The organism is Streptomyces sp. NPDC017936 (assembly GCF_044328485.1).
GTDB lineage: Bacteria > Actinomycetota > Actinomycetes > Streptomycetales > Streptomycetaceae > Streptomyces.
The window spans coordinates 37716-62246 of record NZ_JBIRHK010000004.1 but is presented as its reverse complement, the minus strand read 5'-3'; the positions used below and the strand labels follow the sequence as shown (position 1 = coordinate 62246).

At 73.0% G+C, this 24531-nt stretch carries 25 protein-coding genes; 10 read left to right on the top strand and 15 right to left on the bottom strand.

Features of this window, described 5'->3' with window-relative positions:
- The first annotated feature begins 67 nt into the window (after positions 1 to 67).
- On the top strand, positions 68 to 460 hold the full coding sequence (locus ACH4F6_RS09720; protein ID WP_397959385.1) for an SCO5389 family protein: 393 nt from the start codon (positions 68 to 70) through the stop codon (positions 458 to 460).
- An 84-nt stretch (positions 461 to 544) separates the two neighbouring features.
- Here the strand turns inward: ACH4F6_RS09720 and ACH4F6_RS09715 are convergent, their stop codons facing one another.
- Positions 545 to 1573: an LLM class flavin-dependent oxidoreductase gene (locus tag ACH4F6_RS09715; RefSeq protein ID WP_397959384.1), complete on the bottom strand. Its 1029-nt coding sequence runs from the start codon at positions 1571 to 1573 to the stop codon at positions 545 to 547.
- Positions 1574 to 1796: 223 nt separating this feature from the next.
- On the opposite strand from ACH4F6_RS09715, the gene ACH4F6_RS09710 reads away from it, so the two are divergent.
- Positions 1797 to 2129, top strand: coding sequence for an ATP/GTP-binding protein (locus tag ACH4F6_RS09710; protein ID WP_397959383.1), 333 nt, complete (start codon positions 1797 to 1799; stop codon positions 2127 to 2129).
- Between the two features lie 4 nt (positions 2130 to 2133).
- Here ACH4F6_RS09710 and ACH4F6_RS09705 read toward each other — a convergent pair whose 3' ends face one another.
- The 7 genes from ACH4F6_RS09705 to mce form a co-directional block, all read right to left on the bottom strand.
- On the bottom strand, positions 2134 to 3003 hold the full coding sequence (locus ACH4F6_RS09705) for an ABC transporter permease (protein ID WP_397959382.1): 870 nt from the start codon (positions 3001 to 3003) through the stop codon (positions 2134 to 2136).
- Positions 3000 to 4268: an ABC transporter ATP-binding protein gene (locus ACH4F6_RS09700; protein WP_397959381.1), complete on the bottom strand. Its 1269-nt coding sequence runs from the start codon at positions 4266 to 4268 to the stop codon at positions 3000 to 3002. Before ACH4F6_RS09700 ends, ACH4F6_RS09705 begins: the two co-directional genes overlap by 4 nt.
- Positions 4269 to 4379: 111 nt before the next feature.
- Positions 4380 to 5150: an ABC transporter permease gene (locus ACH4F6_RS09695; protein WP_397959380.1), complete on the bottom strand. Its 771-nt coding sequence runs from the start codon at positions 5148 to 5150 to the stop codon at positions 4380 to 4382.
- Positions 5151 to 5152: 2 nt separating this feature from the next.
- Positions 5153 to 6103 (bottom strand): ABC transporter ATP-binding protein, encoded by a 951-nt coding sequence (locus ACH4F6_RS09690; protein WP_397959379.1) that lies wholly within the window; start codon positions 6101 to 6103, stop codon positions 5153 to 5155.
- A 192-nt stretch (positions 6104 to 6295) separates the two neighbouring features.
- On the bottom strand, positions 6296 to 7231 hold the full coding sequence (locus tag ACH4F6_RS09685; RefSeq protein WP_397959378.1) for a cellulose-binding protein: 936 nt from the start codon (positions 7229 to 7231) through the stop codon (positions 6296 to 6298).
- Positions 7232 to 7414: 183 nt separating this feature from the next.
- Positions 7415 to 11329: a polarized growth protein Scy gene (gene scy, locus ACH4F6_RS09680; RefSeq protein ID WP_397959377.1), complete on the bottom strand. Its 3915-nt coding sequence runs from the start codon at positions 11327 to 11329 to the stop codon at positions 7415 to 7417.
- 233 nt (positions 11330 to 11562) lie between these two features.
- Positions 11563 to 12003 carry a methylmalonyl-CoA epimerase gene (gene mce, locus ACH4F6_RS09675; RefSeq protein WP_397959376.1) on the bottom strand — a complete coding sequence of 147 codons (441 nt, stop codon included), beginning with the start codon at positions 12001 to 12003 and terminating at the stop codon, positions 11563 to 11565.
- A gap of 150 nt (positions 12004 to 12153) precedes the next feature.
- Between mce and ACH4F6_RS09670 the strand changes: the two genes are divergently transcribed.
- The 3 genes from ACH4F6_RS09670 to ACH4F6_RS09660 all read left to right on the top strand — a co-directional run bounded on the left by ACH4F6_RS09670 (position 12154) and on the right by ACH4F6_RS09660 (position 15993).
- Positions 12154 to 13356, top strand: coding sequence for an acetyl-CoA C-acetyltransferase (locus ACH4F6_RS09670; protein ID WP_397959375.1), 1203 nt, complete (start codon positions 12154 to 12156; stop codon positions 13354 to 13356).
- Between the two features lie 56 nt (positions 13357 to 13412).
- Positions 13413 to 14369 carry a methylmalonyl Co-A mutase-associated GTPase MeaB gene (gene meaB, locus ACH4F6_RS09665; RefSeq protein ID WP_397959374.1) on the top strand — a complete coding sequence of 319 codons (957 nt, stop codon included), beginning with the start codon at positions 13413 to 13415 and terminating at the stop codon, positions 14367 to 14369.
- Between the two features lie 373 nt (positions 14370 to 14742).
- On the top strand, positions 14743 to 15993 hold the full coding sequence (locus ACH4F6_RS09660; protein WP_397959373.1) for an MFS transporter: 1251 nt from the start codon (positions 14743 to 14745) through the stop codon (positions 15991 to 15993).
- 191 nt (positions 15994 to 16184) lie between these two features.
- Here ACH4F6_RS09660 and ACH4F6_RS09655 read toward each other — a convergent pair whose 3' ends face one another.
- From ACH4F6_RS09655 to ACH4F6_RS09640, 4 genes are all read right to left on the bottom strand, one after another.
- The gene (locus ACH4F6_RS09655) at positions 16185 to 16661 is read right to left on the bottom strand and encodes a MarR family winged helix-turn-helix transcriptional regulator (protein WP_397959372.1); all 477 of its coding nucleotides are present in this window, start codon (positions 16659 to 16661) and stop codon (positions 16185 to 16187) included.
- 92 nt (positions 16662 to 16753) lie between these two features.
- Positions 16754 to 17509, bottom strand: coding sequence for an AIM24 family protein (locus ACH4F6_RS09650; protein WP_397959831.1), 756 nt, complete (start codon positions 17507 to 17509; stop codon positions 16754 to 16756).
- Positions 17510 to 17547: 38 nt separating this feature from the next.
- A complete protein-coding gene (locus ACH4F6_RS09645) occupies positions 17548 to 18198 on the bottom strand; it encodes an AIM24 family protein (RefSeq protein WP_397959371.1) in 651 nt (216 codons plus the stop codon).
- A 1-nt stretch (position 18199) separates the two neighbouring features.
- Positions 18200 to 18832, bottom strand: a complete 633-nt coding sequence (locus ACH4F6_RS09640; RefSeq protein WP_397959830.1) for an AIM24 family protein — start codon at positions 18830 to 18832, stop codon at positions 18200 to 18202.
- Positions 18833 to 19032: 200 nt separating this feature from the next.
- On the opposite strand from ACH4F6_RS09640, the gene ACH4F6_RS09635 reads away from it, so the two are divergent.
- A complete protein-coding gene (locus ACH4F6_RS09635) occupies positions 19033 to 19377 on the top strand; it encodes a DUF3817 domain-containing protein (RefSeq protein ID WP_397959370.1) in 345 nt (114 codons plus the stop codon).
- On the top strand, positions 19374 to 19676 hold the full coding sequence (locus ACH4F6_RS09630; protein WP_397959369.1) for an MTH1187 family thiamine-binding protein: 303 nt from the start codon (positions 19374 to 19376) through the stop codon (positions 19674 to 19676). Before ACH4F6_RS09635 ends, ACH4F6_RS09630 begins: the two co-directional genes overlap by 4 nt.
- A 464-nt stretch (positions 19677 to 20140) precedes the next feature.
- Here the strand turns inward: ACH4F6_RS09630 and ACH4F6_RS09625 are convergent, their stop codons facing one another.
- From ACH4F6_RS09625 to ACH4F6_RS09615, 3 genes are read right to left on the bottom strand one after another with little or no spacing between them, the layout of a single operon-like run.
- Positions 20141 to 20794 carry a TetR/AcrR family transcriptional regulator gene (locus ACH4F6_RS09625; RefSeq protein ID WP_397959368.1) on the bottom strand — a complete coding sequence of 218 codons (654 nt, stop codon included), beginning with the start codon at positions 20792 to 20794 and terminating at the stop codon, positions 20141 to 20143.
- Complete coding sequence (locus ACH4F6_RS09620) at positions 20791 to 21471, bottom strand: DUF4166 domain-containing protein (RefSeq protein WP_397959367.1); 681 nt, start codon at positions 21469 to 21471, stop codon at positions 20791 to 20793. Before ACH4F6_RS09620 ends, ACH4F6_RS09625 begins: the two co-directional genes overlap by 4 nt.
- Entirely contained in the window at positions 21468 to 22220 is a 753-nt protein-coding gene (locus tag ACH4F6_RS09615) for a hypothetical protein (protein ID WP_397959366.1), read from the bottom strand. The genes ACH4F6_RS09620 and ACH4F6_RS09615 overlap by 4 nt, the downstream gene beginning before the upstream one ends.
- A 186-nt stretch (positions 22221 to 22406) precedes the next feature.
- On the opposite strand from ACH4F6_RS09615, the gene ACH4F6_RS09610 reads away from it, so the two are divergent.
- From ACH4F6_RS09610 to ACH4F6_RS09600, 3 genes are all read left to right on the top strand, one after another.
- Entirely contained in the window at positions 22407 to 23420 is a 1014-nt protein-coding gene (locus ACH4F6_RS09610) for a matrixin family metalloprotease (RefSeq protein ID WP_397959365.1), read from the top strand.
- A 120-nt stretch (positions 23421 to 23540) separates the two neighbouring features.
- Positions 23541 to 24050: a MarR family winged helix-turn-helix transcriptional regulator gene (locus ACH4F6_RS09605; protein ID WP_397959364.1), complete on the top strand. Its 510-nt coding sequence runs from the start codon at positions 23541 to 23543 to the stop codon at positions 24048 to 24050.
- A gap of 120 nt (positions 24051 to 24170) precedes the next feature.
- On the top strand, positions 24171 to 24509 hold the full coding sequence (locus ACH4F6_RS09600; protein WP_397959363.1) for a DUF3817 domain-containing protein: 339 nt from the start codon (positions 24171 to 24173) through the stop codon (positions 24507 to 24509).
- The last annotated feature ends 22 nt before the right edge of the window (positions 24510 to 24531 follow it).

Genomic DNA, 24531 nt, shown 5'->3' with positions numbered 1-24531 from the left:
TGTGCTTGGCGGACTCCCTGTCCCTGTCCGGCAACCCCTGCGCTTCGGGGGTGCGAGAGGAGAACCCATGTCGCTCGACGTCTCACCGGCCCTACTGGAACAGGCCGAGCGAGGCGAGGTCGACGAAGCCGAATTCGTCGACTGCGTCCGGACCTCCCTGCCCTACGCATGGGAGATGATCAGCTCCCTGGTGGCCCAGCTGAAGGTGGACGGCGGCCAGTTCGCCGACAACCAGACGCCCCCGCCGGACGAGCAGGCACGCGGCCAGCTGCTGCGCGCACTGGCGAGTGACGCGATACGCGGTGCCCTGCAGCGGCACTTCGGTGTGCGACTGGCCTTCCAGAACTGCCACCGGGTGGCGGTGTTCCCGTCGGACACGTCGGTCGACGAGACGCTGGCCCGCTTCACCTCGGTCCGCAGTCAGGTGCTGAACCAGTCTCCGGAGTTCCGGGACTGCTGAGGCCACGTGAGCCTTGCTTGCCGCTCCACCCGCGGGAGGTGCCAGAGGTACTGGAGCGGCAAGCTTCCCGGCCGGCAGGGCCGTTCACCGGAGGTGGGGGAGGACCTCCGCGCCCAGCCGCCGCACGTTCTCCTCCGTGGCCGCCAGGTCGCCGGAGCCCTCGACGAGGAGGGCGAAGCGCGAGATGCCGGTCCGCTCGCCGGTCGCCGCGAGGCGGTCGACGCACAGCCGCGGGGCGCCCACCGGGTGCAGCCCGCAGAGCAGTTCGGTGTACGCCACCGGGTCCCGCATGCCGCGGGCGCGGCCGTCCACCGTCACATGCGCGTCGAGGCCCTGCTTCAACCAGCCCGGCATCGCCTTCACCAGCGTCTCCACGGCGTCGGTGCGCCGGTCCGCGATCTGGCAGACGCCCGCCGACACGTGCCCCGCGGCCCGGATCTCGTCCGCCGGCCGCCCGGCCGCGCGCGCGTGCTGCCGCCACAGGGAGACCATCTCCGCCTTCTCCTCGTCCCCGACGTGCATCCCCAGCAGCATCGGCAGCCCGCGCTCGGCGGCCAGCCGCACGCTCGCGGGGGAGGTGCAGGCGACGACCACCTCCGGGCCCGCCGTCTCCGTCAGGGCCTCCGACGGCCGCGGGACGACGGGGACTTCACGGAAGCGGTACCGCTCCCCGTCGGCGCCGACCGACGGCTCGCGCAGCCAGCGCACCAGCAGATCGAGTGACTCCGGGAACCCCTTCTCGTACGCCTCCAGGCCCGACCCGAACACCTCCAGGTCGACCCACGGGCCGCCGCGCCCCACGCCCAGCGTGAAGCGGCCGCCGCTCGTCAGGTGCAGCAGCGCGGTCTGTTCGCCGAGCGCGACGGGGTGGGCGGTGGGCAGCACGCTGACCGCCGTGCCGACCCGGACGCGCCGGGTGCGGCCCAGCAGCAGGGCGGCCAGGGTGATCGCCGACGGGCACGTGCCGTACGGCACGAAGTGGTGCTCGGCCAGCCAGACCGAGTCCAGGCCCGCCTCCTCGGCGACCTCGGCGGAGCGGACCGCGCGGTGCAGCGCCTCTCCCTGGCCCTGCCCCGGGAACTGGGCCGCCAACACGAAACTTCCAACACGCATGGGACTTTCCTGCTTCCTTGGCTCCGACACGGAGCTCCCCCACCCGGCATAACCGTCTGACACGTGCCGAGGACACGGTGTGGTGGGGAGATTTGCGGATTGTCTGCAGAATCGGACGCCGTGGCGGGAGGCGTGGGGGGACCGGTTCCCTGCGGGTACCCCCGTGGCCGCCGCGTACGCTGGACGCGAACCCTGCTCCCTGTATAGCCCCGTGAGGTGTCCCGTGTCCCCGCGTCGCAACCGCCCGAAGGGTGACGGCTCGTCCGGTCGGAGCGCCGAGGACGACCGCGCGAGCCGTTACGGCGGCTGGCAGTCCGGCGTGAGCTGGCAGGGCGAGGAGTGGAACGTGCGGCACGTGGCGGGGGCGAGCGCGCAGGGGAAGGCGTACCGCTGCCCCGGCTGCGACCAGATGATCCCCGACGGGGTGCCGCACGTCGTCGCCTGGCCGGAGCACGTGGGCGTCGACGACCGCCGCCACTGGCACAAGGCGTGCTGGAACGCGCGGGACCGCCGCACCCCGGGGGTGCAGCGGTCCCGTAACGCGCCGCGGTTCTAGCGGATCACACGTCCCGCTTCTCCAGCAGCGTGAAGGCGCCGGCGAACGCGGCGGCCGTCACGCCCAGCGCGATCCACAGCGGGTCCCAGCCCGACGGGCCGCTCTCGGTCAGTTCGGCCGAGTAGAAGACGCTGAGCTGGCTGGGGATCGAGTACTCGAACAGGGCCTGGCGCAGGTCCTCCAGGGACGACGCGAACATGAACAGCGCGATGACCAGCGGGGCCAGCACCAGACCGATCATGATGGTGATCGCGCCCGCCGAGTGCCGGATGACCGAGCCCATGGCCAGCGAGAGCAGCCCGAGCAGGGCGATGTAGAGGGACACCCCGAGCGTGCCCTTCAGCCATTCGCCGCCGGAGGGCTCGCGGGCGTCCGCCAGCAGCGCCACGTCCACCATCGCGACGAGGACCGTCGACACCAGCGTCACCGTGAAGGCGACGAGGAAGAAGACGACCGCCTTCGCCGCGAGCACCCGGCCGCGGGACGGGCAGGCCACCGTCGTGGTGCGGATCATGCCGGTGCCGTACTCCGAGGCGGTGGTCAGCACGCCGAGCGTGATGATGCACATGCTGCCCAGGAGCGGTCCGAAGAAGCCGAACGACAGCGGGTTCTCGCCCGCCAGGTCGCCCTCGTTCGAGTTGGCGGCCACCAGCGCCGCGACGGACAGGCCGATGCCGACCATGAGCAGGACGAACACGCCCAGCGTCCACATCGTGGAGCGCACCGACCGGATCTTGGTCCACTCCGAGGCGATGGCGTGCCCGAGGTGCGTGCGCACCACGGGGATCGGCGAGGTGTAGGTGGGGAACGCGGTGCCGGGCGCCGCCTGCCAGGCGGGCGCGGCCTGCGGGGACGGGGGCTGCGGCGTGCTCATCGGGCGTCCTCGGTCGTGGTCGGGGCGGGGGCGGCGGGCGCCGGGGCGGCGGCGGGCCGCGCCGGCGGCTGCGGCGCGGCGGCCGGAGCCTGGTCCTGGGGCGCGGGCGCGGCGGCGGGCTGCGCGGGCGCCTGCGCGTACGGGTTGGCCCCGCCCGGGCCTCCCGGGCCGGCGGGCGCGGCGGGGGCGCCGTACGGCCCCGGTGCGGCGCCCTGGGCGGGCTGCGGCGGCGCGTAGCCCTGCTGCGGGGGCGGCGGGGCGTACCAGCCCGGCTGGCCCTGGCCCGGCACCGGCAGGGGCGGCATCGCGCCGGGCGGCAGCGGCTGCTGGAGGCCGGCCTTCTGGTCGGTGGTCGACCGGTAGTCGACGGCGCCCTGCGTCATCCGCATGTACGCCTCCTCCAGCGAGGCCTGGTGCGGCGACAGCTCCCACAGGCGCACGTCGCTGTCGTGGGCGATGTCGCTGATGCGGGGGAGGGGCAGGCCGGTGACGCGCAGCGCGCCGTCCTGCTCGGGCAGGACGTGGCCGCCGGCCTCGGTCAGCGCGGAGGCGAGCTTCTCGCGCAGCTGCGGCTCGGTGCCCGGGGTGCGCACGCGCGCGAAGTCGGCCGAGTTCGCCGAGATGAAGTCCGTCACGCTCATGTCGGCGAGCAGCTGCCCGCGCCCGATGACGATCAGGTGGTCGGCGGTCAGCGCCATCTCGCTCATGAGGTGCGAGGAGACGAAGACGGTCCGCCCCTCCGCCGCGAGGGACTTCATCAGGTTGCGCACCCAGAGGATGCCCTCGGGGTCGAGGCCGTTGACCGGCTCGTCGAACAGCAGCACCTGGGGGTCGCCGAGGAGCGCGGCGGCGATGCCGAGCCGCTGCCCCATGCCGAGCGAGAAGCCCTTGGACCGCCTCTTGGCCACGTCCTGCAGGCCCACCACGCCCAGCACCTCGTCCACCCGCCGGGCCGGGATGCCCGAGAGCTGCGCCAGGGACAGCAGGTGGTTGCGGGCGTGCCGGCCGCCGTGCACGGCCTTGGCGTCCAGCAGGGCGCCGACCTGGCGGGGCGCGTTCGGCAGCTTGCGGTACGGGTAGCCGCCGATCGTCACCCTCCCCGAGGTCGGGTTGTCCAGGCCCAGGATCATCCGCATCGTCGTGGACTTGCCGGAGCCGTTCGGCCCGAGGAAGCCCGTGACGGCACCCGGCCGTACCTGGAAGGAAAGGTTGTACACAGCGGTCTTGTCGCCGTAGCGCTTGGTCAGGCCGACTGCCTCGATCATGCTCCGCACCCATCGACAGGTTCAGGACAGCGGGGCGCACGCCCCCCGTAAGGGTTAGGAGGATATCGAGGCGCTGACGGTTCCGCTCAAATCGAAGTAAAGACCAGAGCTTCACGCATCGCGTTTCCTCAGCAGCAGGTATCCGCCCGCCAGGGCCGCCGCCACCCAGACCAGCATGATCGCCAGACCGCCCCAGGGGCCGTACGGCGTGTCGTCGCCGATCGGGGCGACCACCTGCATGATCTTGCTGCCGGCCTGGTCGGGCAGGTACCGGCCGATCCTCTTCGTCGCGTCGACGTTGCCCAGGATGTTGGAGATCAGGAAGAAGAACGGCATCAGGACGCCCAGTGACAGCATCGGCGAGCGCAGCATCGCGGCCACGCCCATGGAGAACACCGCGATCAGCGTCATGTAGATCCCGCCGCCGATCACCGCCCGCAGCACCCCCTGGTCGCCGAGCGAGGCCCGGTGGGAGCCGAGCATCGCCTGGCCCAGGGAGAACGTGACGAAGCTCGTGGCCAGGGAGACGACCAGGGCGAGTCCGGTGGCCACCGCGATCTTGCTGAACAGGAAGGTGCCGCGCTGCGGCACGGCCGCCAGCGAGGTGCGGATCATGCCGGTGCTGTACTCGTTCGAGACGACCAGCACCCCGAACACGATCATCGCGAGCTGACCGAGGCTCATCCCGGCGAAGCTGATGAACGTCGGATCGAACGAGAGCCGGTCGTCGGGGCTCATCCTGTCGAACTCGGCCCTCGACAGCGCCGAGATCAGCATCCCCAGCGCGATGGTGACGACCACGGCGAGGGAGAGCGTCCAGACGGTGGACGCCACGGAGCGGATCTTCGTCCACTCGGAGCGGATGACCCGGGTCGCCGCCATGCTCAGCCCTTCCTCCAGCCGTCGCCCCACTGCTGCGCGGGAGCCGGCCCGGTGTGCGCGTGGTACTCGACCGACTCGGCGGTCAGCCGCATGAACGCCTCCTCCAGGGAGGCCTGCTGGGGGCTCAGCTCGTGCAGCACCAGCTGGTGCCGCGCGGCCAGCTCGCCGATGGTCTCGGACTTGTCGCCGTCGACCTCGAGGGTGCCGCCGCCGCTCTCCACGGCGGTGATCCCGGCACCGCGCAGCACCTCGAGCAGCCGCTCGCGCTGCGGGGTGCGGATGCGGACGTACGACCGCGAGTTGCGGGCGATGAAGTCGGTCATGGACGTGTCGGCGAGCAGCCGTCCCTGGCCGATGACCACGAGGTGGTCGGCGGTCAGCGCCATCTCGCTCATCAGGTGGCTGGAGACGAACACGGTCCGCCCCTGCGCCGCCAGCGACTTCATCAGGGTGCGGATCCAGTGGATGCCCTCGGGGTCGAGGCCGTTGACCGGTTCGTCGAACATCAGGATCCGCGGGTCGCCGAGCAGCGCGGCGGCGATGCCGAGCCGCTGTCCCATGCCCAGCGAGAACCCCTTCGCCTTCTTCTTCGCGACGGCGGTCAGCCCGACGGTGTCGAGCACCTCGTGCACCCGGCTCGTGGGGATGCCGTTGCTCTGTGCCAGGCACAGCAGGTGGTTGAAGGCACTGCGCCCGCCGTGCACGGCCTTGGCGTCCAGCAGCGCGCCGATGTACTTCAGGGGGTCCTTGAGCCGGTCGTAGTGCCGTCCGTCGATGCGGACGTCCCCGGCCGTCGGCCGGTCGAGGCCGAGCATCATCCGCATGGTGGTGGACTTGCCGGCGCCGTTGGGGCCGAGGAAGCCCGTGACGATGCCGGGCCGGACGGTGAAGGTCAGGCCGTCGACCGCCACTTTCTCGCCGTACCGCTTCGTCAGGCCCTCCAGCTCGATCATGCGGGCAACGCTATGACCGGTCCGGGACGAATGCCACCCGACGGGTGCACCGCGGTCGTACGGTGACGAAGGGAGCGAAAGGGGCGGAGGGGGCGGTGGTGCGGCAGTCCGTGCGCCGCCGTACGGCCGTGGACGCGCGAAAGGGGCGGCGGGACCACGTCCCACCGCCCCTGACCTCGTGCGCGACGGTGACTACCGGGCCTGCTGGGCCGGCACGCCCCGGGAGATCGGCTCGTCCTCGGTCGGGGAGCCGGCGGCGGCGACCGCGGCACCCGTGAGCGTGGCGAGCATCTCGCGGACGTTCGTCAGCTGGGCGTTGATCGAGTCGCGGCGGTTGGTGAGGGCCGCGAGCTCGCGCTCGGATTCCGAACGGATGCGGTCGGCCTTGGCATTGGCGTCGGCCACGATGTCCTCGGCCTGGCGCTGCGCCGTCTCGACGGTCTGGCGGGCGCGGCGCTCGGCGTCGGTGCGCAGCTTCTCCGCCTCCAGGCGCAGCTGCTCCGCGCGGTGCTCGATCTCGGCGAGCCGCTTCTCCGCCTTGGCCTGGCGGGACGCCAGGTCGCGCTCGGACTGCTCGCGGCGCTTGGCCAGGTTGGTCTCGAAGTCGGCGGCGGCCTGCGCGGCCTTGGCGCGGGTCTCCTCGAAGAGGGCGTCGGCCTCCTCGCGCTTGGACTGCGCGTCCTTCTGGGCCTCGGCGCGCAGCTGCGAGGCGTCACTCTTGGCCTTCTCGACGATCCGGACGCCCTCGTCCTCGGCCTTGGCCTTGCGCTCCGAGGCGAACGATTCCGCGTCGTTGCGCACCTGCTGGGCCGCCGACTCGGCGAGCTCACGGTGCTGCTCGGCCGCGCGACGGGCCTCCTCGCGCAGATCCTTGGCCTCTTCCTCGGCGAGGCGGAGGATCTTCTCGACACGCGCGCCGAGACCGGCGTACGACGGCTCGGCGTCGCTGACGGCGGCCTGGGCGTTCTGCGTCTCGAGGTGGAGCTCCTCGATGCGCTTTTCCAGAGCGGTGATGCGGGCTAGAGCGCTGTCACGGTCGGAGACGAGCTTCGAGATCCGTTCGTCCACCTGAGCGCGGTCGTACCCACGCCGCACAAGCTCGAAGCCGTAGGGGGAAGTGTCGCTCATGGGGTTCCTGTCGAATGAGACCGGTGAGGTGATAGGTGGAATCCTAGGGGCCGAAGCGCTGTGTCATCGAGCGGATGCGTGTTTGATCTGGAGAATGACACCCCATTTGGGTGGCTGACCGGCGGACGGCTTGCGAAGGAGTCGGTCAAAGGCCCCAAACTTCAACGGAATCCGCTTGCTTCGCTAGCCCTCCGACGATTTGCCACCCGAACGTGGGGCTCCGATGGTCGCACCGGCCTTGACGCCTCCGTCCTTGTTCGCCGCCGGCGCCTCGAAGGACTCGAGCGCCTCCAGCACGTCCTGGACCCGGGAGATCTCGGCGTTGATGTCCTCGCGCCGGCGGACCAGCACCTCCAGCTCGCGCTTGCCCTCCTCGACCGTGCGCCGGGCCTCCCGGATCGCCTCGGCCTTGAGCTCCTCGGCCTCCTTGACCAGGGTGGCCTTCTTCTGCTCGGCCTCCTTGAGCAGACCCTCCGCCTTCTTCACGGCGGCGATCCGGACCTTGCCCGCCTCCGAATTGGCCTCCGACACCAGCTCCTTGGCCTTGGCCTGGGCCTTGGCCAGCTGTTCCTCGGCCGCCTTGATGAGCGCGTCGCAGCGGTCGCCGGTCGACTTCATCGTCTCGGCGGCCTCACGGCGGGCCCGCTCGTGCAGCTCCTCGATCTCGGAGGTGATGCGGTCGCGCAGCTCCTCCGCCCGCTCCCTTATGGCGGTCGCGTCCCGGCGGGCGCCGACGAGCAGCTCGTCCGCGTCCGTACGGGCCTTCTCCACCCGGGTGTTGCCCTCGACCGTCGCCTCGGCGACCAGCCGGTCGGCCTCCTTGCGGGCCGCCCCGACCATCGTGTCGGCCTGCGCCTCCGCCTCCGCGGTGGTCTTCAGCGCCTGCTGCTGCGCCTCGGTGAGCAGCTTGTCCGCCTCGGCGGTGGTCTCCGTGATGAGGGTGTCGACCTGCTCGGCCGCCTCCGAGCGCCGCTTGTTGGCCTCCTTGCGGGCCTCGTCCAGCGTCCGGTCGGCCTCCTCGCGGGCCACGCTCAGCATGCGGTCGGCCTCCGCGGCCGCCTCCGCCTTGACCCGCGCGGACTCGACCCGGATGCGCTCCGCGTGCTGCTGTGCCGTGCCGACCGTCTCGGCGGCCTCGGCCCGCAGCCGCTCCGCGTCGCCGGAGGCGTCGCCGATCAGCTTCTCCGCCTTGGCGACCGACTCGGCCCGCAGCCGGTCGGCCTCCGCGATCGCCTCGGTGCGCACCCGTTCGGCCTCCGCGGCCGTCTCGGACTGCAGCCGCTCCGCCTCCGCGAGGGTCTCCGTCTGGAGCCGCTCCGCCTCGGCGCGCGCCTCCGTGATGAGGGTGTCCGCCTGCGTCGCCGCGTCCGACCGGATGCGGTTGGCGTCGTCGCGGGCGTCCGCCCGGGTGCGTGCCGCGGCCTGGTCGGCCTCCGCCAGGGCGTCGGAGGCCTCCGTGCGCACCCGCTGGGCGTGCGCGGACGCCTCCGAGCGCAGCCGCTCGGCCTCCGCGATCGCCTCGCCGACGGTCCGCTCGGCCAGCGCCCGCGCCGCCTCCGACTCCTCGTTCGCCTCGTGCCGCAGCCGGCTCGCGTCCTCGGCGGCCCGCTCCCGCTCGGCGTAGGCGTCGGCGCGGACCCGGTCCGCCTCCTCCTCGGCCTCCCGCCGGGTGCGGTCCGCCGCGTGCTCGGCGGCGCTGCGCAGCCCGGTGATCTCCTCCTGGGCCTGCTCGTGCAGCCCGGACACGGAGTCCCGCACCTGCTGGGCGTGCTGCTCGGCCGCGGCGACCATCTCGCCGGCGCGCCGGTCGGCCTCCTCCACCAGGCGGACGGCCTCGACCTGCGCGTCCTCCACGCGCTTGCGCGCCGACGCCAGCAGCTCCTCGCTCTGCTCGCGCGCCCGCTCCCGCTCCTGGTCGGCCTCCTGACGGGCGGAACCGAGCAGCTCCTCGGCCTCGCGGCGGCGCCGCGCGGCCTCCTCCTGGGCGGCGGCCAGCGTCTCGGACGCCTCGGTCGCCAGCCGCTCGGCGGCGGCCTGCGCCTCCGCCCGCACCCGGTCCGCGGTGTCCTGGGCCTCCGACTTCAGCCGCTCCGCCTCGGCCGCGGCGTCCGACCGCAGCCGCACGGCGACGGCCTCGCCCTCGGCGCGTGACGCGGACGCGTCGGCGGCGGCCTCGGTGCGCAGCCGGTCGGCCTCCGCCTCGGCCTGCTGCCGGAGCGAACGGATCCGCTCGGCGGACTCCGCGCGCAGCCGTTCGGTCTCCTCGCCGGCCTCGCGGCGGATCCGCGCGGCCTCCTCCCGGGCGTCGGTCAGCGCCTGCTCGGCGGCGGCGAGCCGCTGCTCGGCCTCCGCGTGCAGCCGCGTCAGCTCCTCGGCGGCCTCCGCCTGCCGGGCCTCGACGGCCCGCTCGGTCTCCTCGCGCAGCTCGCGCGCGGCCCGCTCGGCGTCCTCCTTGAGGGCCTCGGCCCGCTCGGCGGCCTCCTCCTGGTGCCGTTCGGCCTCCTGGCGGGAGCGCTGGAGGGTCTCCTCGGCCTGCCGGCGCAGCGCGGTGGCCCGCTCGATGGCCTCCGTGCGGACCTTCTCGCTGTCCGCGGTGGCCTTCTGGCGCAGCTCGTCCGCGTCCGCCTTCGCCTTGGACAGCAGTTCCTCGGCGGTCTTGGCCGCCTCCTCGATCTGCTGGACGGCCTCCTTGCGGGCCTCCGCGCGGATCTTCTCGCCCTCGGCCACCGCGTCGGCGCGCAGCTGCTCGGCCTCGCCGCGCAGCCGGCGGGCCTCCTCCTGCAGCTCGACCGTCTTGGCGCGGTACTCCTTGGTGTCGTCCTTCGCCGCGCCCTTGAGCTGCTCGGCGATGTCGTGCGCCTCACCGCGCAGCCGGTCCGCCTCGGCCTCGGCCTCCCGGCGGATGCGCTCGGCCTCCTCGGCGGCGGCCCTCGTGGTGCGCTGCGCGTCCTCCTGCGCCTTGTTGAGGACGTCCTCGGCGGTCTTGGCCGCCTTCGACAGCTGGGTCGCGCTCTCCTCGGCGGTGAGCGCACGGGCCTTCTCGGCGGCCTCGGCGAGGAGCTTCTCCGCCTCGGCGCGGGCGTCCGCGACGAGCTGCTCCGCGTCCGCCTTGGTGCTCTCGGCCTCCTTGGTGGCCTCGCTGACCAGCCGGGCGACCTGCTCCTTCGCCGTACGGGTGCGCTGCTCGTTGGCCGACTCGGCGCTCGCGAGTGCCTTCTCCGCGGCCGCCTTGGCCTCGGCGACGAGCTTCTCGGCCTCGGCGCGGGCCTCGCGCAGCGCCGTGTCGGCCTCCGCCATGCGCTGCTCGGCGGTCCGGCTCAGCTCCTGGGCCTGACGGCGGGCCGCGTCCGACTCGCTCGCCGTGGAGCTGCGCAGCTGCTCGGCGTGGTCCGTGGCCTCCTGGGCCTGGGTGGAGGCGGCGTTCAGCAGGCGCTCGGCGTCCGTGCGGGCGCGGCGCAGGAGCTGCTCGGCCTCCGCGCGGGCCGCCTCGGCCTCGCCCTGGAGCCGCTGCCGGGCCTCCGCGGCCAGCCGCTCCGCCTCGGCACGGGCGGCCGCCAGGGACTGCTCGGCCTCGGCGCGCGACTCGTCGAGGAGACGGCGGGCCTGGGACTCGGTGCGGGCGCGCAGCTGCTCGGCCCACGCCACGTTCTCGTTGACGTGCGACTCGACGGTCTGTCGGCGCTCCGCCAGCTCCTGGTCGAGCTGCTGGCGGCGGGCCACGGCCTCCGCGTGCAGCTCCGCCTGCAGGCGGGCCGCCTGCTCGGCGTGCTCCTGCAGGATGCGCTGGGTCTGCGCCCGCGCCTGACTCAGCTCGCGCTCGGCGTCGGCGCGGATCTGGTCCGCCTGCAACTGCGCGTTGCGCAGCAGCTGCTCCGCCTGATAGCCGATGTCACCGCCGTCGAACGCGGGCCGGGACATGATGGTGCGCCGCGCCTCGTGCAACTTGGCGCGCAGCACCTCGACCTGGTAGCCGAGGTCCTCGGCGTGCTGGATCGCCTTTTCCCGCTCGGTCTTCAGCCGTTTCATCTCGGCTTCGAACCGAGTGAGGTGGTCGACGTCAGCCGCCGGCTCCCGCTCCTGGCTCTCGTAGCCCCGCACTGCGCGGTCCCATCCGTCCCCTGGTCGCAAGCTTCTCCAACGAGCTCCGTCCATCCGCCGGACGGGGCCCCCGGGGAATGGTGTCAGATCAACGGCGGAGCACGGGCTGCTGCCCCGACGCTCGTCCCCCGAAACCCGGACCCCGGATGCTCCTGCCGCCGAGACGGCAGGACGCCGGTCGCCCGTCACGAGCGGCGACCGCCCCCAACCCTACCGGCCCCTATGTACGAGGGTCAGTGCTCAGGTGACTCAACCGGGGCCGATGTGACCAGTTCTGTCAGGACTCCGTGGCAATCCTTCGGGTGCAGGAACGTGATGCGCGACCCCATGGAGCCGCGTCGCGGCTCTTCGTACAGCACGCGTACGCCCTTGTCGCGGATGCCGGCGGCCTCGGCGTCGACGTCCGCCGTGCCGAAGGCGATGTGGTGGACGCCCTCGCCGTTCTTCGCGAGCCACTTCGCGACCGTGGAGTCCTCCCGGGTCGGCTCGAGCAGCTGGAGGTACGAGGCGCCCCCGTCGGACGTATCGTTGATCTTGAGCATGGCCTCGCGCACGCCCTGCTCCTCGTTGACCTCGGAGTGGAAGACCTCGAAGCCGTACGTGGAGCGGTAGAACTCGACGGTGGCGTCGAGGTCGTGGCAGGCGATCCCGATGTGGTCGATTCGCGTCAGCATGGATTCAGTGCAGCGCCCCGGAGGTGGTTACGCAACGTGCGCGCGATCACACCGACGGCCCGGTGACGGGGCGGAGCACCGCTCAGTACATTCGAAGTAAACCCTCGTTCACTCCTCGGCCCGTGCAGGCCGGTAAGGGGATCGCAGCTCATGACTGGAACGAACAGCACGACCTCGGTGATCGTCGCGGGTGCGCGGACGCCCATGGGGCGGTTGCTCGGCTCGCTGAAGTCCTTCTCCGGAGCCGACCTCGGCGGCTTCGCGATCAAGGCCGCCCTCGACCGTGCGGGGATCGGCGGCGACCAGGTGCAGTACGTGATCATGGGCCAGGTGCTCCAGGCGGGTGCGGGCCAGATCCCGGCCCGCCAGGCCGCCGTCAAGGCCGGCATCCCGATGAACGTCCCGGCGCTCACCGTCAACAAGGTGTGCCTGTCGGGCCTCGACGCGATCGCGCTGGCCGACCAGCTGATCCGCGCGGGTGAGTTCGACATCGTCGTCGCGGGCGGCCAGGAGTCCATGACCAACGCCCCCCACCTGCTCCCGAAGTCCCGCGAGGGCTTCAAGTACGGGGCGGTCGAGATGCTCGACGCGATGGCGTACGACGGCCTCACCGACTCCTTCGAGGGCATCGCCATGGGCGAGTCCACCGAGAAGCACAACACGCGCCTCGGCATCGCCCGCCCCGAGCAGGACGAGATCGCCGCCCTGTCCCACCAGCGGGCCGCCGCCGCCCAGAAGAACGGCATCTTCGAGGCCGAGATCACCCCGGTCGAGATCCCGCAGCGCAAGGGCGAGCCGGTCGTCTTCAGCAAGGACGAGGGCATCCGCGGCGACACCACCGCCGAGTCCCTCGGCAAGCTCCGGCCGGCCTTCGCCAAGGACGGCACGATCACCGCGGGCACCTCCTCGCAGATCTCCGACGGCGCGGCGGCCGTGGTCGTGATGAGCAAGGCCAAGGCGCAGGAGCTGGGCCTGGAGTGGATCGCCGAGATCGGCGCCCACGGCAATGTGGCCGGCCCGGACAACTCGCTCCAGTCGCAGCCGTCCAACGCCATCCTGCACGCCCTGAAGAAGGAGGGCCTGGAGGTCTCCGACCTCGACCTCATCGAGATCAACGAGGCCTTCGCCGCCGTCGCGGTCCAGTCAATGAAGGACCTCGGGGTGTCCACGGAAAAGGTGAACGTCAACGGCGGCGCCATCGCCCTGGGTCACCCGATCGGCATGTCCGGCGCCCGGCTGGTGCTGCACCTGGCCCTGGAGCTCAAGCGGCGCGGCGGCGGGGTCGGCGCGGCCGCCCTGTGCGGCGGCGGCGGCCAGGGTGACGCGCTGATCGTGCGGGTACCCAAGGCCTGAGTCCCCGGTTCGACCTCTCTCCACGCGGTGACGCGCTTTTCGTGAACGGAGCTGTGATGCAGGACGTCTCCTCGCTGGTCGCCCAGGCCCGGGAAGGCCGGCCCCGGGCCGTGGCCCGGCTGATCTCCCTGGTGGAGGGGGCGTCCCCGCAGCTCAGGGAGGTCATGGCGGCGCTGGCGCCGCTCACCGGCAACGCGTACGTGGTGGGCCTGACGGGATCGCCGGGCGTCGGCAAGTCCACGTCGACGTCCGCGCTGGTGACCGCGTACCGCAAGCAGGGCAGGCGGGTCGGCGTCCTGGCCGTCGACCCGTCGTCGCCGTTCTCCGGGGGCGCCCTGCTCGGCGACCGCGTCCGGATGTCGGAGCACGCCTCCGACCCCGGCGTCTACATCCGCTCCATGGCGACCCGGGGCCACCTGGGCGGTCTGGCCTGGGCCGCCCCGCAGGCGATCCGCGTCCTCGACGCGGCCGGCTGCGACGTGATCCTGGTCGAGACCGTCGGCGTCGGCCAGTCGGAGGTCGAGATCGCCTCCCAGGCGGACACCTCCGTGGTCCTGCTGGCCCCGGGCATGGGCGACGGCATCCAGGCCGCCAAGGCCGGAATCCTGGAGATCGGCGACGTGTACGTCGTCAACAAGGCCGACCGCGACGGCGCCGACGCCACCGCCCGCGAGCTGAACCACATGCTCGGCCTCGGCGAGGCCCGCGGCCCCGGCGACTGGCGCCCGCCGATCGTCAAGACGGTCGCGGCCCGCGCCGAGGGCGTCGACGAGGTCGTCGAGGCGCTGGAGAAGCACCGGGCGTGGATGGAGGAGCACGGGGTCCTGGCGGAGCGCCGGCGCTCCCGGGCCGCCCGCGAGGTCGAGACGATCGCCGTCACCGCCCTGCGCGAGCGCATCGGCGACCTGCACGGCGACCGCAGGCTGAGCGCGCTGGCCGAGCGGATCGTCGGCGGCGAGCTGGACCCCTACCGCGCGGCGGACGAGCTGGTGGCGGGGCTCACCCGGGGCTGAACCCCGCGGGGCGGGCCGGGGCGCGGCCGGGGCGAGGGGGACGATGTCCGCCGTCGTCACGCCTCGCGTGCCGCTGTGCCCGCTCGGGCGACCGGGCACGAGCCGCGCCGGACCCGGCGGGCACGAGCCGCGCCGGACCCGGCGGGCGCGGCGGCCGGCCGCGGGCGCCCCGGACCGGCCGGCAGCGGGCCGGAGGGGGCGGCACCGGAACGGTTTCCGGGTGGTCGGCCCCCGGGCGCCGCTGGTACGTTGACCCGCATGTTCCTCCTCTTGGCGTAGGGCACGCCCCTGCCCGCGACCGGTGAGCGGCAGTCTCCGCCGCGGTCGCGGCGATCAGGCGTCCCCTTGTCCCGCCTCGAGCCGAGGAACTCCCATGCCCTCCCCGGACAACACCGCGCGGCCTTCGTACGCCGCCGTCCTGCGCGTTCCGCACGCCCGCCGCACCTTCGCCGCCGCACTCGTCGGGCGGCTGGCGTACGGGCTCGTCTCCCTCTCCGTACTGCTCGCCTCGGTCCGCGCGACCGGCTCGTACGCCGTGGCCGGCACGGTCATGGCCCTCTTCGGGGCCACCACGGTCATGCTGCTGCCGACGCGCGCGAGCCTCGTCGACCGTCACGGTCCCCGGCGCGCCCTGCCGCCGATGGCCGCCCTCCACGCCGTCCTGCTGTGCGCCCTGGCGGCGGTCACCTGGCGCCCGGGAGCGTCACCGGTCGTCCTCGGCGCACTCGCCGCGCTCGCCGGTGCGTGCGCGCCCCCGCTCGGGCCCGTCATGCGGGCCGTGTGGGCGGAGTCGATGCCGGACCGCGGGCTGGTGCAGCGCGCCTACAGCCTCGACGGGGTCGCCGAGGAACTGCTGTACGTCTCCGGACCCGTCCTGGTCGGCGTCCTGGTGCGGTTCGCCCCGCCCGGTGCCGGGGTGCTGGTGAGCGCGGCACTGATCGCGGCCGGCACGCTCGCCTTCGTCACCTCGCCGGCGCTGCGGGGCCTGCGCACCGCCCCGTCCGCGCGCGCGGACCGGAAGGCCGGCCTCGACCGGGCGCTGCGCGGGCCGGTCGTCGTCGCCGGCGGGGCCGGGCTCGCGCTCAGCGCCGTCGACCTGTTCGTCGCCGCCTTCGCCGAACGGCACGGGTACGGCAGCGAGGTGGTCGCCTGGACGCTGGCCGCGTTGTCGGCGGGCAGCGCGGTCGGCGGTCTGCTCAACGGCGCCGTCGACTGGCGCGCGCCCGCGCGGGTACGGCTGCCCCGGCTCGCGGCCGGGCTGGCCGGCGCGCTGGCCTGCGCGGGCCTCGCACCGGGCATCGTCCCCCTGGCGGTGGCGGTCGCCTGCGCCGGGGTGTTCGTGGCGCCGCTGCTGACGACGGCCTACCTGATCGCCGACGAGACGGCGGCACCCGGCGCGCGGACCCGGGCCGGGGCCTGGGTCAACACGGCCGTCAACGCGGGGAGCGCGCTCGGCGCGGCGACCGCCGGGCTGCTGGTGGGCGGCGTGCCGCTCGGCGTGTGCTTCGTCCTGACGGGCGCCGTCCCGGGGCTCGCGGCGTGCGCGGCGGCGGTCGGCGGCGCGTCGGCGCGCGGACGGGGCCGTGCCGCGGAGCGGCACGGTGGAGCGGGCCTGCGCACCTGAGCCGCCCACGGACGCCGGGGGCTCGCCGGCGTCGGTCGTCGTCACCGGGACGGCCGACGCGCCGTCCCTGGTGTCCGGTCCCGGCGGCGGCACGCTCGCGGTCCGGGAGACGCCGGCAGGCGGAGCCCTGTTCGGACTCCGCCTGCCGGTCGCCCGGAGGCGTCAGGGGCGCGGGACGCGCCGGACACGCGTCAGGGGCGTCCCCGCTGCCCGCGCAGGTGCTCCGCGATGGGCTTCAGGGCCTTGTCGAGTTCCGCCAGGGCCTCGGGGGAGAGCAGGTCGATGAAGTGCCGCCGTACGGACGACACATGATGGGGTGCCACCTTCTTCATCGTCTCCAAGCCGTGCTCGGTGAGGACCGCGTAGAGTCCGCGGCGGTCCGACTCGCAGTTCTCACGGCGCACCAGATGCGCGTTCTCCATGCGGGTGATCTGGTGGGACAGGCGACTCTTGGACTGGAGGGTGGCGGACGCGAGATCGCTCATCCGCATCCGGACGTCCTCCGACTCGGAGAGGTTCACCAGGATCTCGTAGTCGTTCATTGTCAGGCCGAACGGCTGCAGATCCTTTTCGAGCTGGTACGTCAACAGCCTGTTGACCTCCAGGTGGGTGCGCCAAGCGCACTGCTCCGCATCGGTCAGCCAGCGCGTGGCCGTTTCGGTCTCCATGATTGAAGTCTACCTAAAATGTTGAAAGGCGAACTAGTGAGGGCGGTGTGACGGTGCGCACGCGTTCGATGTCACACTCCGCAGACTACCGCTCACAGCCCGAAGCGACGCTGGAGGTCTCCCAGCTGTCCGGGAAGGCGCGGTGTGCCGCTCTGCCCGCCGTGCCCACCGGGGACCCCGCCTCCACCGGGCACTCCCGGCTCGTGCGGGACCACTCCCGCGGCCTGCTCGGCCATGAGTGCCTCGGACGACTGGAGCAGCACCGTGCCGGCCCCGACGAACTCGAACTGGTGCTCCTCCCCGGAGGCCCCGCCCAGGCCCGTCAGTGCACGTAGACCGCCCAGCACGCCCGTCATGTACCCGTGGTCGTAGTGGTGGCACGGCGACGGGCAGTCGGCCCAGCCGACGAGCGCCTGCGGGTCCACCCGGATCGGCGGCTCCATGAACACCACCGGGCCGTTAGATGCGGCCACGAACCTTCCGGTTCCGATCAGCGTGAGGAAACCCGGAACGATCGACTGCTTCAGCGACAGACTTGGCTGAAAAGCGAGCAGATTGCCGGAGCGAATGGTCAGGTTGCCGTCGTCCAGGTCGTACGAGTTCACGTCGAAGGCCCGGTCGGCGAGGAGCATCTTGCCCGAGCCCTCCGCCACGACCCAGTCGCTCGCGTGCAGAGGCGAATGGAACGACGTGCGCAGGAGACGGTCCAGTCGGCCGTGCCCGACGCCGTTGAAGTCGATCGAGCCGTAGTAGGCGATCATCTTCCCCTTCTGCAGGAACCACTGGCTCCCCTTGAGCTCCACGCAGAAGGTGTACGCGTTGACGTTGTCGTCGACCGGCAGGGTCATCGGGTCGAAGACGGTGGGGCCGGTCCCCGGGTAGGTGGTCACAGCTTCTCCTCCGACGCCTGGACGTACACCGCACCGCTTCCGCTCAGCTCCAGCTGGAACGCCTCGCCGGAGCCGCGGCCCACCATGTCCCGCCAGCCGAGGGCGGTCGACAGCTTGTTGCGCACGTCGCCGTGGTGGGCGACGTAGGCCTGCGGGTCCACGTGGACCGGGCGCTGGGGGGTGATCGGGACCTCGAAGACGCCGCCGTGGGCCATCACGGCCACCGCGCCGTGGCCCTGGAGGGTGGTGGTGAACAGGCCCTGGCCGCTGATCTGGCCGCGCACCATGCCCATCACGCCGCCCTGGGAGCCCATGAACATCGTGCCCTGCTGGAGCGTGCCCTCGAAGGCGAGGAGGCGGTCCGCCTCCACGTACAGGGTGTCGCCGGTGAGCTGGATGACGTGGACGTGGTGGCCGCCGTGCCCGAAGAGGACGGTGCCGCTGCCCTCGACGCTCATCAGGGGCGTGTCCTCGTTGGCCAGCCGACGGCCGATCATCGACATGACGCCGCCCTGGCCGCCCTGGATGTTGGGCGTGAAGGACACCTCGCCCTTGTACGCGAGCATCGCGCCGCGCTGGCTGAACAGGCGCTGACCGGGGATGACGGTCGCTTCGATCATTTTGGAGTTGATCTCGCGGAAGGGCATGTCAGACGTCCCCCGCGATCGTGTTCCGCTCGCTCGGCTGCACGTACACCAGGCCGTCCCCCTCGAACCGGATCTGGAAGGCCTCGCCGCCGCCCTCCCCCAGGAACGTGCGGAACGTCACACCGGACTGGAGGGACTGCCGGACATCGCCCTGGTGGGCGATGTACGCCCCCGGGTCGACGGTCAGCGGGTACTGCGGGCTGACCCGGAGCACCACCGCCGGTCCGTCGGAGGTGATCGCCGCCTGGCCGTGGCCCTCGACGGTCGTCGTGAACAGGCCGTTGCCCTGGGAGGCGCCGCGCAGGCCGGTGAAGCTGGTCCCCGTCCGCAGGCCCGCGTCCGTCGCGAGCAGGTTGCTCGACTCCACGTACAGCTTGTCCCCCTGGAGATTCACGAGGTTGATCTCGGAGGCCCGGTCCGCGAACCAGCAGGTCCCCTGCCCCCTCACCTCCATCACGGTCATCTGCTCGCCGGTGAGCCGCCGCGTCACCATCCCGCGGATCCCCTCCCCGCCGCCACTGAGCTTCTTGAAGGCCATCTGCCCGTCGTACGCGACCATGGAGCCGTTCTTCGCCTTCACGGCGTCCCCGGTCATGTCGACGGCGAGCACCTTGCTGCCTTGGAGTCGGAACATCGCCACGCTGTGAAGGTAGCCGCCGGGGGACTCCACGGACAGATCCGGGGGGTGGAGATCATCCCTGATCGTCCCCCTGGGGGAGCACTCCGCACCCCGGCCGTCCGCGGTCCCGCGCGTTTGCCACAATGGACGAACGCTTGTGCGCGCGTTCACAAACGATCCCTGCCGACCGACGCATCTCCCACCGAAGGTGACCCGTGGACCTCAAGACAGCCTCCGCCCTCCGCCGCCTCCGCCTGGTCTCCGCCCCCGAGGCCATCTCCTTCCTGCTGCTGCTGGTCTGCTCGGTGCTCAAGCGGACCACGGACTTCAACGCGGTGCCCGTGATGGGCATGGTCCACGGCGTGCTCTTCGTCCTGTACCTGATCTTCTGGGCGGACGCGTGGAACCGCGCCAAGTGGTCCCTGAAGACGGCGGCCCTCTACCTGGTCCTGTCGGTCCTGCCGGCCGGAGGCTTCTTCGCCGAGCGCACGCTGCGCCGCGAGGCCGAGGACGCGGTCATCGCCTCCCGCGCGCGCAAGGAAGGGATCGTGAACGCGTGATCGTCGCCTTCTCCGTCACCCCCCTCGGCGTCGGCGAGGACGTGGGTGAGTACGTCGCCGAGGCCGTCCGCGTGGTCCGCGAGTCGGGGCTGCCGAACCGCACCGACGCCATGTTCACGTCCCTCGAGGGCGAGTGGGACGAGGTCATGGACGTCGTCCGGCGCGCCGTCGCCGCCGTCGAGGAGCGGGCGCCGCGCGTCTCCCTGGTCCTCAAGGCGGACATCCGCCCCGGCGTGTCCGACGGACTGACGTCGAAGGTGGAGACGGTCGAGCGGCATCTCGCCCAGCGGGGCGAGTAGGGCGACCGCCCGGTTCGCCGCGCCGCCCGCCCGCCCGCCGCGCCGCCCGCCCGCCGCGCCGCCCGGTTCGCCGCGCCGCCCGCCCGCCGGGCAGGCCCGCGCGGACGGGCGGCACCGAGAGGCACGGCGGCCCGGCCGCCCACCGGGCCGCCCCCACGCGAACGGCCGCACCGGCGCCCGCAGGGCGTCCCGCCTGGTGGGGCGTCCCGCGCCTGGCAGGGCGCCCGTACCGGTATCGGCAGGGCGCCCGCGCCGGCGGGACATCAGCACGGGCACCAGCAGGGCATCGGCCCCGGCGGGGCATCGGCACGGGCACCGGCAAGGCGCCCACCCCGGTGAGGCGCTCGCCCCGGCAGGCAGCCCGCCTCGGTGAGAGGTCCGCCCGGCAGGCAGCCCGCCCCGGCGTCTCGTCGGCACGGCGGCCGCGCCGGCCGAGCGGCGGTGGGAACGGCGGTGTCGTGTCCTCACCGCTTCCCGGAGGTCCGCCGCAGGTACTGCCGCACCGCCCGCTGCGCCACCGGCCCCAGTTCCTCCAGGGCGCTCACCAGCAATCCGAGCTGCTCCAGCGCGTCCAGCGCGGCCGTGGCCCCCGCCGGGTCGACCCCCTCGTACAGCTCGACGCCGACGAACGAGGCCGCGACCGCCCGGGCCAGCCCCGACGGGTCCGTGAACTCCCCGAAGGGGGTGCCGGCGAGCACCCGGCGCAGGACCCGCTCGATCTCCACGATCCACAGGTCGAGCCCGGCGGCCGTGGCCGGGCCCAGGGCCTCGTGGGTCTGCGCGCCGGCCAGGAGCTGGCCGAGCAGCATGACGTGGCCCCCGTTCCGCTCCTGTTCGTGGATCTCCCGCCCGAGGGCGAGCAGCCCGGACAGCGAGGTGACCGCCGCGAAGCGCTCCCGGTACCGGGCCACCGTGCGCTCGGCGCCGTACCGGCAGGCCGCCGCGAGCAGCTCGTCCACCGAGCCGAAGTGGTAGAAGACGAGCGCCTGGTTGACCCCGGCGGCCGCCGCCACCGTCCGGGCCGACGTCCTGGCGATGCCCTGCTCGGTGAGGGTGCGCAGCGCCCCTTCCAGCAGCCGGGTCCTGGTCTCCAGGGACTTGGCGGACTCCGGGCTCACGCGCGGGCCTCCTCGCGCACGGGGCGCAGTCCCGGGCGCACACCGCGGGCGCCGACGTCCGCGTAGGCGGCGGTGAAGGAGCCCTCGTAGCCGAACAGCGGGCCGAAGTACCGGTTCACCACGCTGACGCGGATCCGGAAACGGCCGGCCGCCTCGTCGTACGACTCCCGGACCTCGGCCGTCGCGCCGATCAGCCCGGGCACGCGGACGTCCACCACCCCTTCCCGGAACCGGTGCTCGCCGGAACGGATCAGCAGGGAACCGTCCGGCTCGGCGCGGAAGTGCAGGTCGGTGGCGAGGTGCTGGTGGGTGCCCAGGTAGTCGAGGACGCGGTCGCCCCTCGGGCCGAGCACCATCTGGGCGTCGAACCGGCGGGCCCGGCCGGGCAGGTCGAAGGTACGCACGAAGCTCACCGTCTCACGGCCGTACGAGTCGACGTACGGCACGTTCTCGATCACGAACGGCACCGCGCGCCCCTCGCGCGGGACGAGGATGTTGCGGGTGGCGCCCAGGGCGAGGAACGGCTTCACGAACGCCGGACCGTGCCAGATGCGGTCCATCACGCCCCGTCCCGTGCACGTCTCGCCGCCGGCCAGCCCCACCGAGAAGCGGCGCCGCAGCTCGGGGTGGAGCCGGTCGAAGTCGGCGCCCATCGCCGTACGGAAGATCGAGGTCATCGCGGGTTCTCCAGGGAGCGCAGGACGCGGGGCGCACGCGCGTGTGCCGGGGGCGTGCGCAGGCAGCGGCGGGCGGCCGGGGTGCGGGCGAGCGGCGCGGTGAAGAGCGCCAGGCACACGAGGACGCTCAGCAGCAGGGGGCACAGGTACGCGGCCGACGCCGCGAACGGGCCGAGGAGGCGCAGGACGGACTCCAGGCCCAGACCGGTGCAGGCGAAGGCGACGACGACGGCGCGCACGGCGACTTCCGCGAGCCAGTTCAGCAGCGCGCGTTCGGGCGTGACGCCCCGCTCCAGCCACAGCCGCAGCCGGTCGAAGGACCAGGCCGTCGCCCAGCCCATCAGCGGGCGGAACACCAGCCGGTCGGCGAGCGCGCCGAAGGCGCCCCAGCGGGGCCGGTAGTCGTAGCCGGTGAGGAAGCGGACGCCGTCGCCGTCGGGGACGTAGCGCCAGTAGCCGCCGCCCTCGGCGAGCAGGGAGAGCGGGTGCGGGGAGGCGAAGCGCAGGGCGGAGGTGCGCGTGCCGTCCGGGCGCTGTCGTTCACCCGCGCAGACGCCCGTTCCGGCGATGGTGAGGAACGGCAGCACCCGGGTGGCGTAACGGAAGCGCAGAGGTTCGCCCTCCACTTGCGGGAGGGGCCGGATCTCGGTGAAGCGCAGGTCCCAGCGCTGGTGAAGGGCCGGATTCTGCGTATGAGCCCACAAATCGTCCAGTTCGGCGCGGATCCGTGCCTCGATGTACAGCCCCATGTGATTCCCCCAGGTCGGGCCGGTTTTTGAGCGATCGCTCAAATCCTCTGGACGGGAAGGTACACCCGTTTGAGCGATCGCTCAAACGGGTGGCATTGAGATGGTTTTCAGCTTGCGCCGGGTGGCTAACCTCTCCGGGAATCGATCACGTACCGCCCGGAGGGCGGACATTCGGGCGGAGGCGAAGTGGCAGGTCGTCACGGGCCGGGACTGCTGGCCAGGGTCATCGCGGCGGGGGTGTTGGCGGTGTCGGGGGCGACGCTCGCCGACGGGGACGCGCCCCCGCGCGCGCAGGGCGACTGCGGGCCGGCGCGCGGCGCGCTGACCGTCGACGACCTGCCCGCCGGGTCGTCCGCGCTGCGCTGCGCGGCCGTCGGGCGCCTCGTCGTCCACGCCGGCACCGGTGTCGCCGTGCCCGAGCCGGGGATGAAGGTGTCCGTCGACTCCCTGTCGGCGGACGGCTCACGGCACGGCTTCAGCGTGGAGGTCGCCGCGGACGGGACCGTCTCCTACGGCCTGGAGACCGGCGCCGGGTCCGCGGAGCACGCCCGCCCCGCCGCCCCGCGGGCCACGGCCGCCGCGCGCACGGCGGCCCGCGCCGCGTGCGCCGACACCGCCCACGCCGTCTCGGAGCACAAGGAGTACGGCACCTACGACTGGTGGCTCGGCGACGACGCCCTGCCCGGCAACCTCTCCCCCTCCGCGGCCCGCCGTGCCTTCGAGAGCGCCATCGCCACCATCACCGGCACCCGCAACGACTGCGGGTACGGCGACGTGGTGGGGGCGCGGGCCAAGTTCCACTCGCAGACCTTCCACGAGGCCGACATCGACCACAGGGCCCGCTGCAGCGCGCGGGACGGGGTGAGCGTCTGGGACGCGGGGGACCTCGGCCCCGGCGTCGTCGCCACGACCTGCACCTGGAGCCGCACGGTGGCGGGCGGGGCCCCGGACTGGCTGAAGGAGGCCGACGTCCGCTTCAACACCGGCCACTACGCCTTCACCGACAACCCGACCGCGAACTGCAAGAACACCTACGACATCCGCAGCGTCGCCACGCACGAGGCGGGCCACGTCTTCGGCCTCGCGCACGTCGGCGCGGGCCACGAGAACCAGACCATGTTCACCAACTCGTTCGCGTGCAGCACCGGCGCCCGGACCCTGGGCCGGGGCGACGTCCTCGGGCTGCGCCGGCTCTACTGAGGGGTCCGCCGGGACGCGAGCGTCGCGTGGTGCCGGTGCGGCGGGGCCGGCCGGGGCCCCGTTGACCGAAAGCCGAGACGGGGCTGACCGCGATATGACTGACGGGTAGGGTCTGGTGCCGTGCCGAAGCCGCTCAGCCTCCCCTTCGACCCCATCGCCCGCGCCGACGAGCTCTGGAAGCAGCGCTGGGGAAACGTGCCGTCCATGGCCGCGATCACCTCGATCATGCGCGCCCACCAGATCCTGCTCGCCGAGGTGGACGCGGTGGTCAAGCCGTACGGGCTGACGTTCGCGCGGTACGAGGCGCTGGTGCTGCTCACCTTCTCCAAGGAGGGCGAGCTGACCATGTCGAAGATCGGCGAACGGCTCATGGTGCACCCGACCTCGGTCACCAACACCGTCGACCGCCTGGTGAGGTCCGGCCTGGTCGCCAAGCGCCCCAACCCCAACGACGGCCGCGGCACCCTCGCCTCCATCACCGACAAGGGCCGCGAGGTCGTCGACGCCGCCACCCGCGACCTCATGGCGATGGACTTCGGCCTCGGGGTGTACGACGCCGAGGAGTGCGCGGAGATCTTCGCGATGCTGCGGCCGCTGCGGATCGCCGCGCACGACTTCGACGACGCATGACCGGACCCGCCCGGCGACGGCGCGTGACCGGCCGGGCCCGCGGACGGCGCGCGGCGCGCCACGCCGACCAGGAGCGACCCGGCACAAGATCTCCCGGAACGGGTCGTTACGCTCGACGGCATGAAGAAGAGCGTGCTGACCCGCTACCGCGTCATGGCCTACGTCACCGGTGTGCTGCTGGTCCTGCTGACCCTGGGCGTGATCGCCAAGTACGTGTTCGAGCTGGACGGCGCCGACGGCTTCACCCGCGTCGTGGGCATCGCGCACGGCTGGCTCTACGTCGTCTACCTGGTCTTCGCCTTCGACCTGGGTTCCAAGGCGAAGTGGCCGGTGAGCAAGCAGCTGTGGGTGCTGCTGGCCGGGACCGTCCCGACCGCCGCCTTCTTCGTGGAGCGGAACGTCTCGCGGGAGCTGGAGGCCGGCGTCTCCGAGGACGCGACGGCCGTCGCCAAGGCGTAGCGGGGCGCGGCCGGCACCGCCG

Coding starts and splice junctions, on each gene's coding strand:
- ACH4F6_RS09720 (WP_397959385.1), top strand. CDS start 68: ATGTCGCTCGACGTCTCACCGGCCCTACTGGAACAGGCCGAGCGAGGC.
- ACH4F6_RS09715 (WP_397959384.1), bottom strand. CDS start 1,573: ATGCGTGTTGGAAGTTTCGTGTTGGCGGCCCAGTTCCCGGGGCAGGGC.
- ACH4F6_RS09705 (WP_397959382.1), bottom strand. CDS start 3,003: ATGAGCACGCCGCAGCCCCCGTCCCCGCAGGCCGCGCCCGCCTGGCAG.
- ACH4F6_RS09700 (WP_397959381.1), bottom strand. CDS start 4,268: ATGATCGAGGCAGTCGGCCTGACCAAGCGCTACGGCGACAAGACCGCT.
- ACH4F6_RS09695 (WP_397959380.1), bottom strand. CDS start 5,150: ATGGCGGCGACCCGGGTCATCCGCTCCGAGTGGACGAAGATCCGCTCC.
- ACH4F6_RS09690 (WP_397959379.1), bottom strand. CDS start 6,103: ATGATCGAGCTGGAGGGCCTGACGAAGCGGTACGGCGAGAAAGTGGCG.
- ACH4F6_RS09685 (WP_397959378.1), bottom strand. CDS start 7,231: ATGAGCGACACTTCCCCCTACGGCTTCGAGCTTGTGCGGCGTGGGTAC.
- mce (WP_397959376.1), bottom strand. CDS start 12,003: ATGCTGACGCGAATCGACCACATCGGGATCGCCTGCCACGACCTCGAC.
- ACH4F6_RS09670 (WP_397959375.1), top strand. CDS start 12,154: ATGACTGGAACGAACAGCACGACCTCGGTGATCGTCGCGGGTGCGCGG.
- meaB (WP_397959374.1), top strand. CDS start 13,413: ATGCAGGACGTCTCCTCGCTGGTCGCCCAGGCCCGGGAAGGCCGGCCC.
- ACH4F6_RS09660 (WP_397959373.1), top strand. CDS start 14,743: ATGCCCTCCCCGGACAACACCGCGCGGCCTTCGTACGCCGCCGTCCTG.
- ACH4F6_RS09655 (WP_397959372.1), bottom strand. CDS start 16,661: ATGGAGACCGAAACGGCCACGCGCTGGCTGACCGATGCGGAGCAGTGC.
- ACH4F6_RS09650 (WP_397959831.1), bottom strand. CDS start 17,509: ATGACCCTGCCGGTCGACGACAACGTCAACGCGTACACCTTCTGCGTG.
- ACH4F6_RS09645 (WP_397959371.1), bottom strand. CDS start 18,198: ATGCCCTTCCGCGAGATCAACTCCAAAATGATCGAAGCGACCGTCATC.
- ACH4F6_RS09640 (WP_397959830.1), bottom strand. CDS start 18,832: ATGTTCCGACTCCAAGGCAGCAAGGTGCTCGCCGTCGACATGACCGGG.
- ACH4F6_RS09620 (WP_397959367.1), bottom strand. CDS start 21,471: ATGACCTCGATCTTCCGTACGGCGATGGGCGCCGACTTCGACCGGCTC.
- ACH4F6_RS09615 (WP_397959366.1), bottom strand. CDS start 22,220: ATGGGGCTGTACATCGAGGCACGGATCCGCGCCGAACTGGACGATTTG.
- ACH4F6_RS09600 (WP_397959363.1), top strand. CDS start 24,171: ATGAAGAAGAGCGTGCTGACCCGCTACCGCGTCATGGCCTACGTCACC.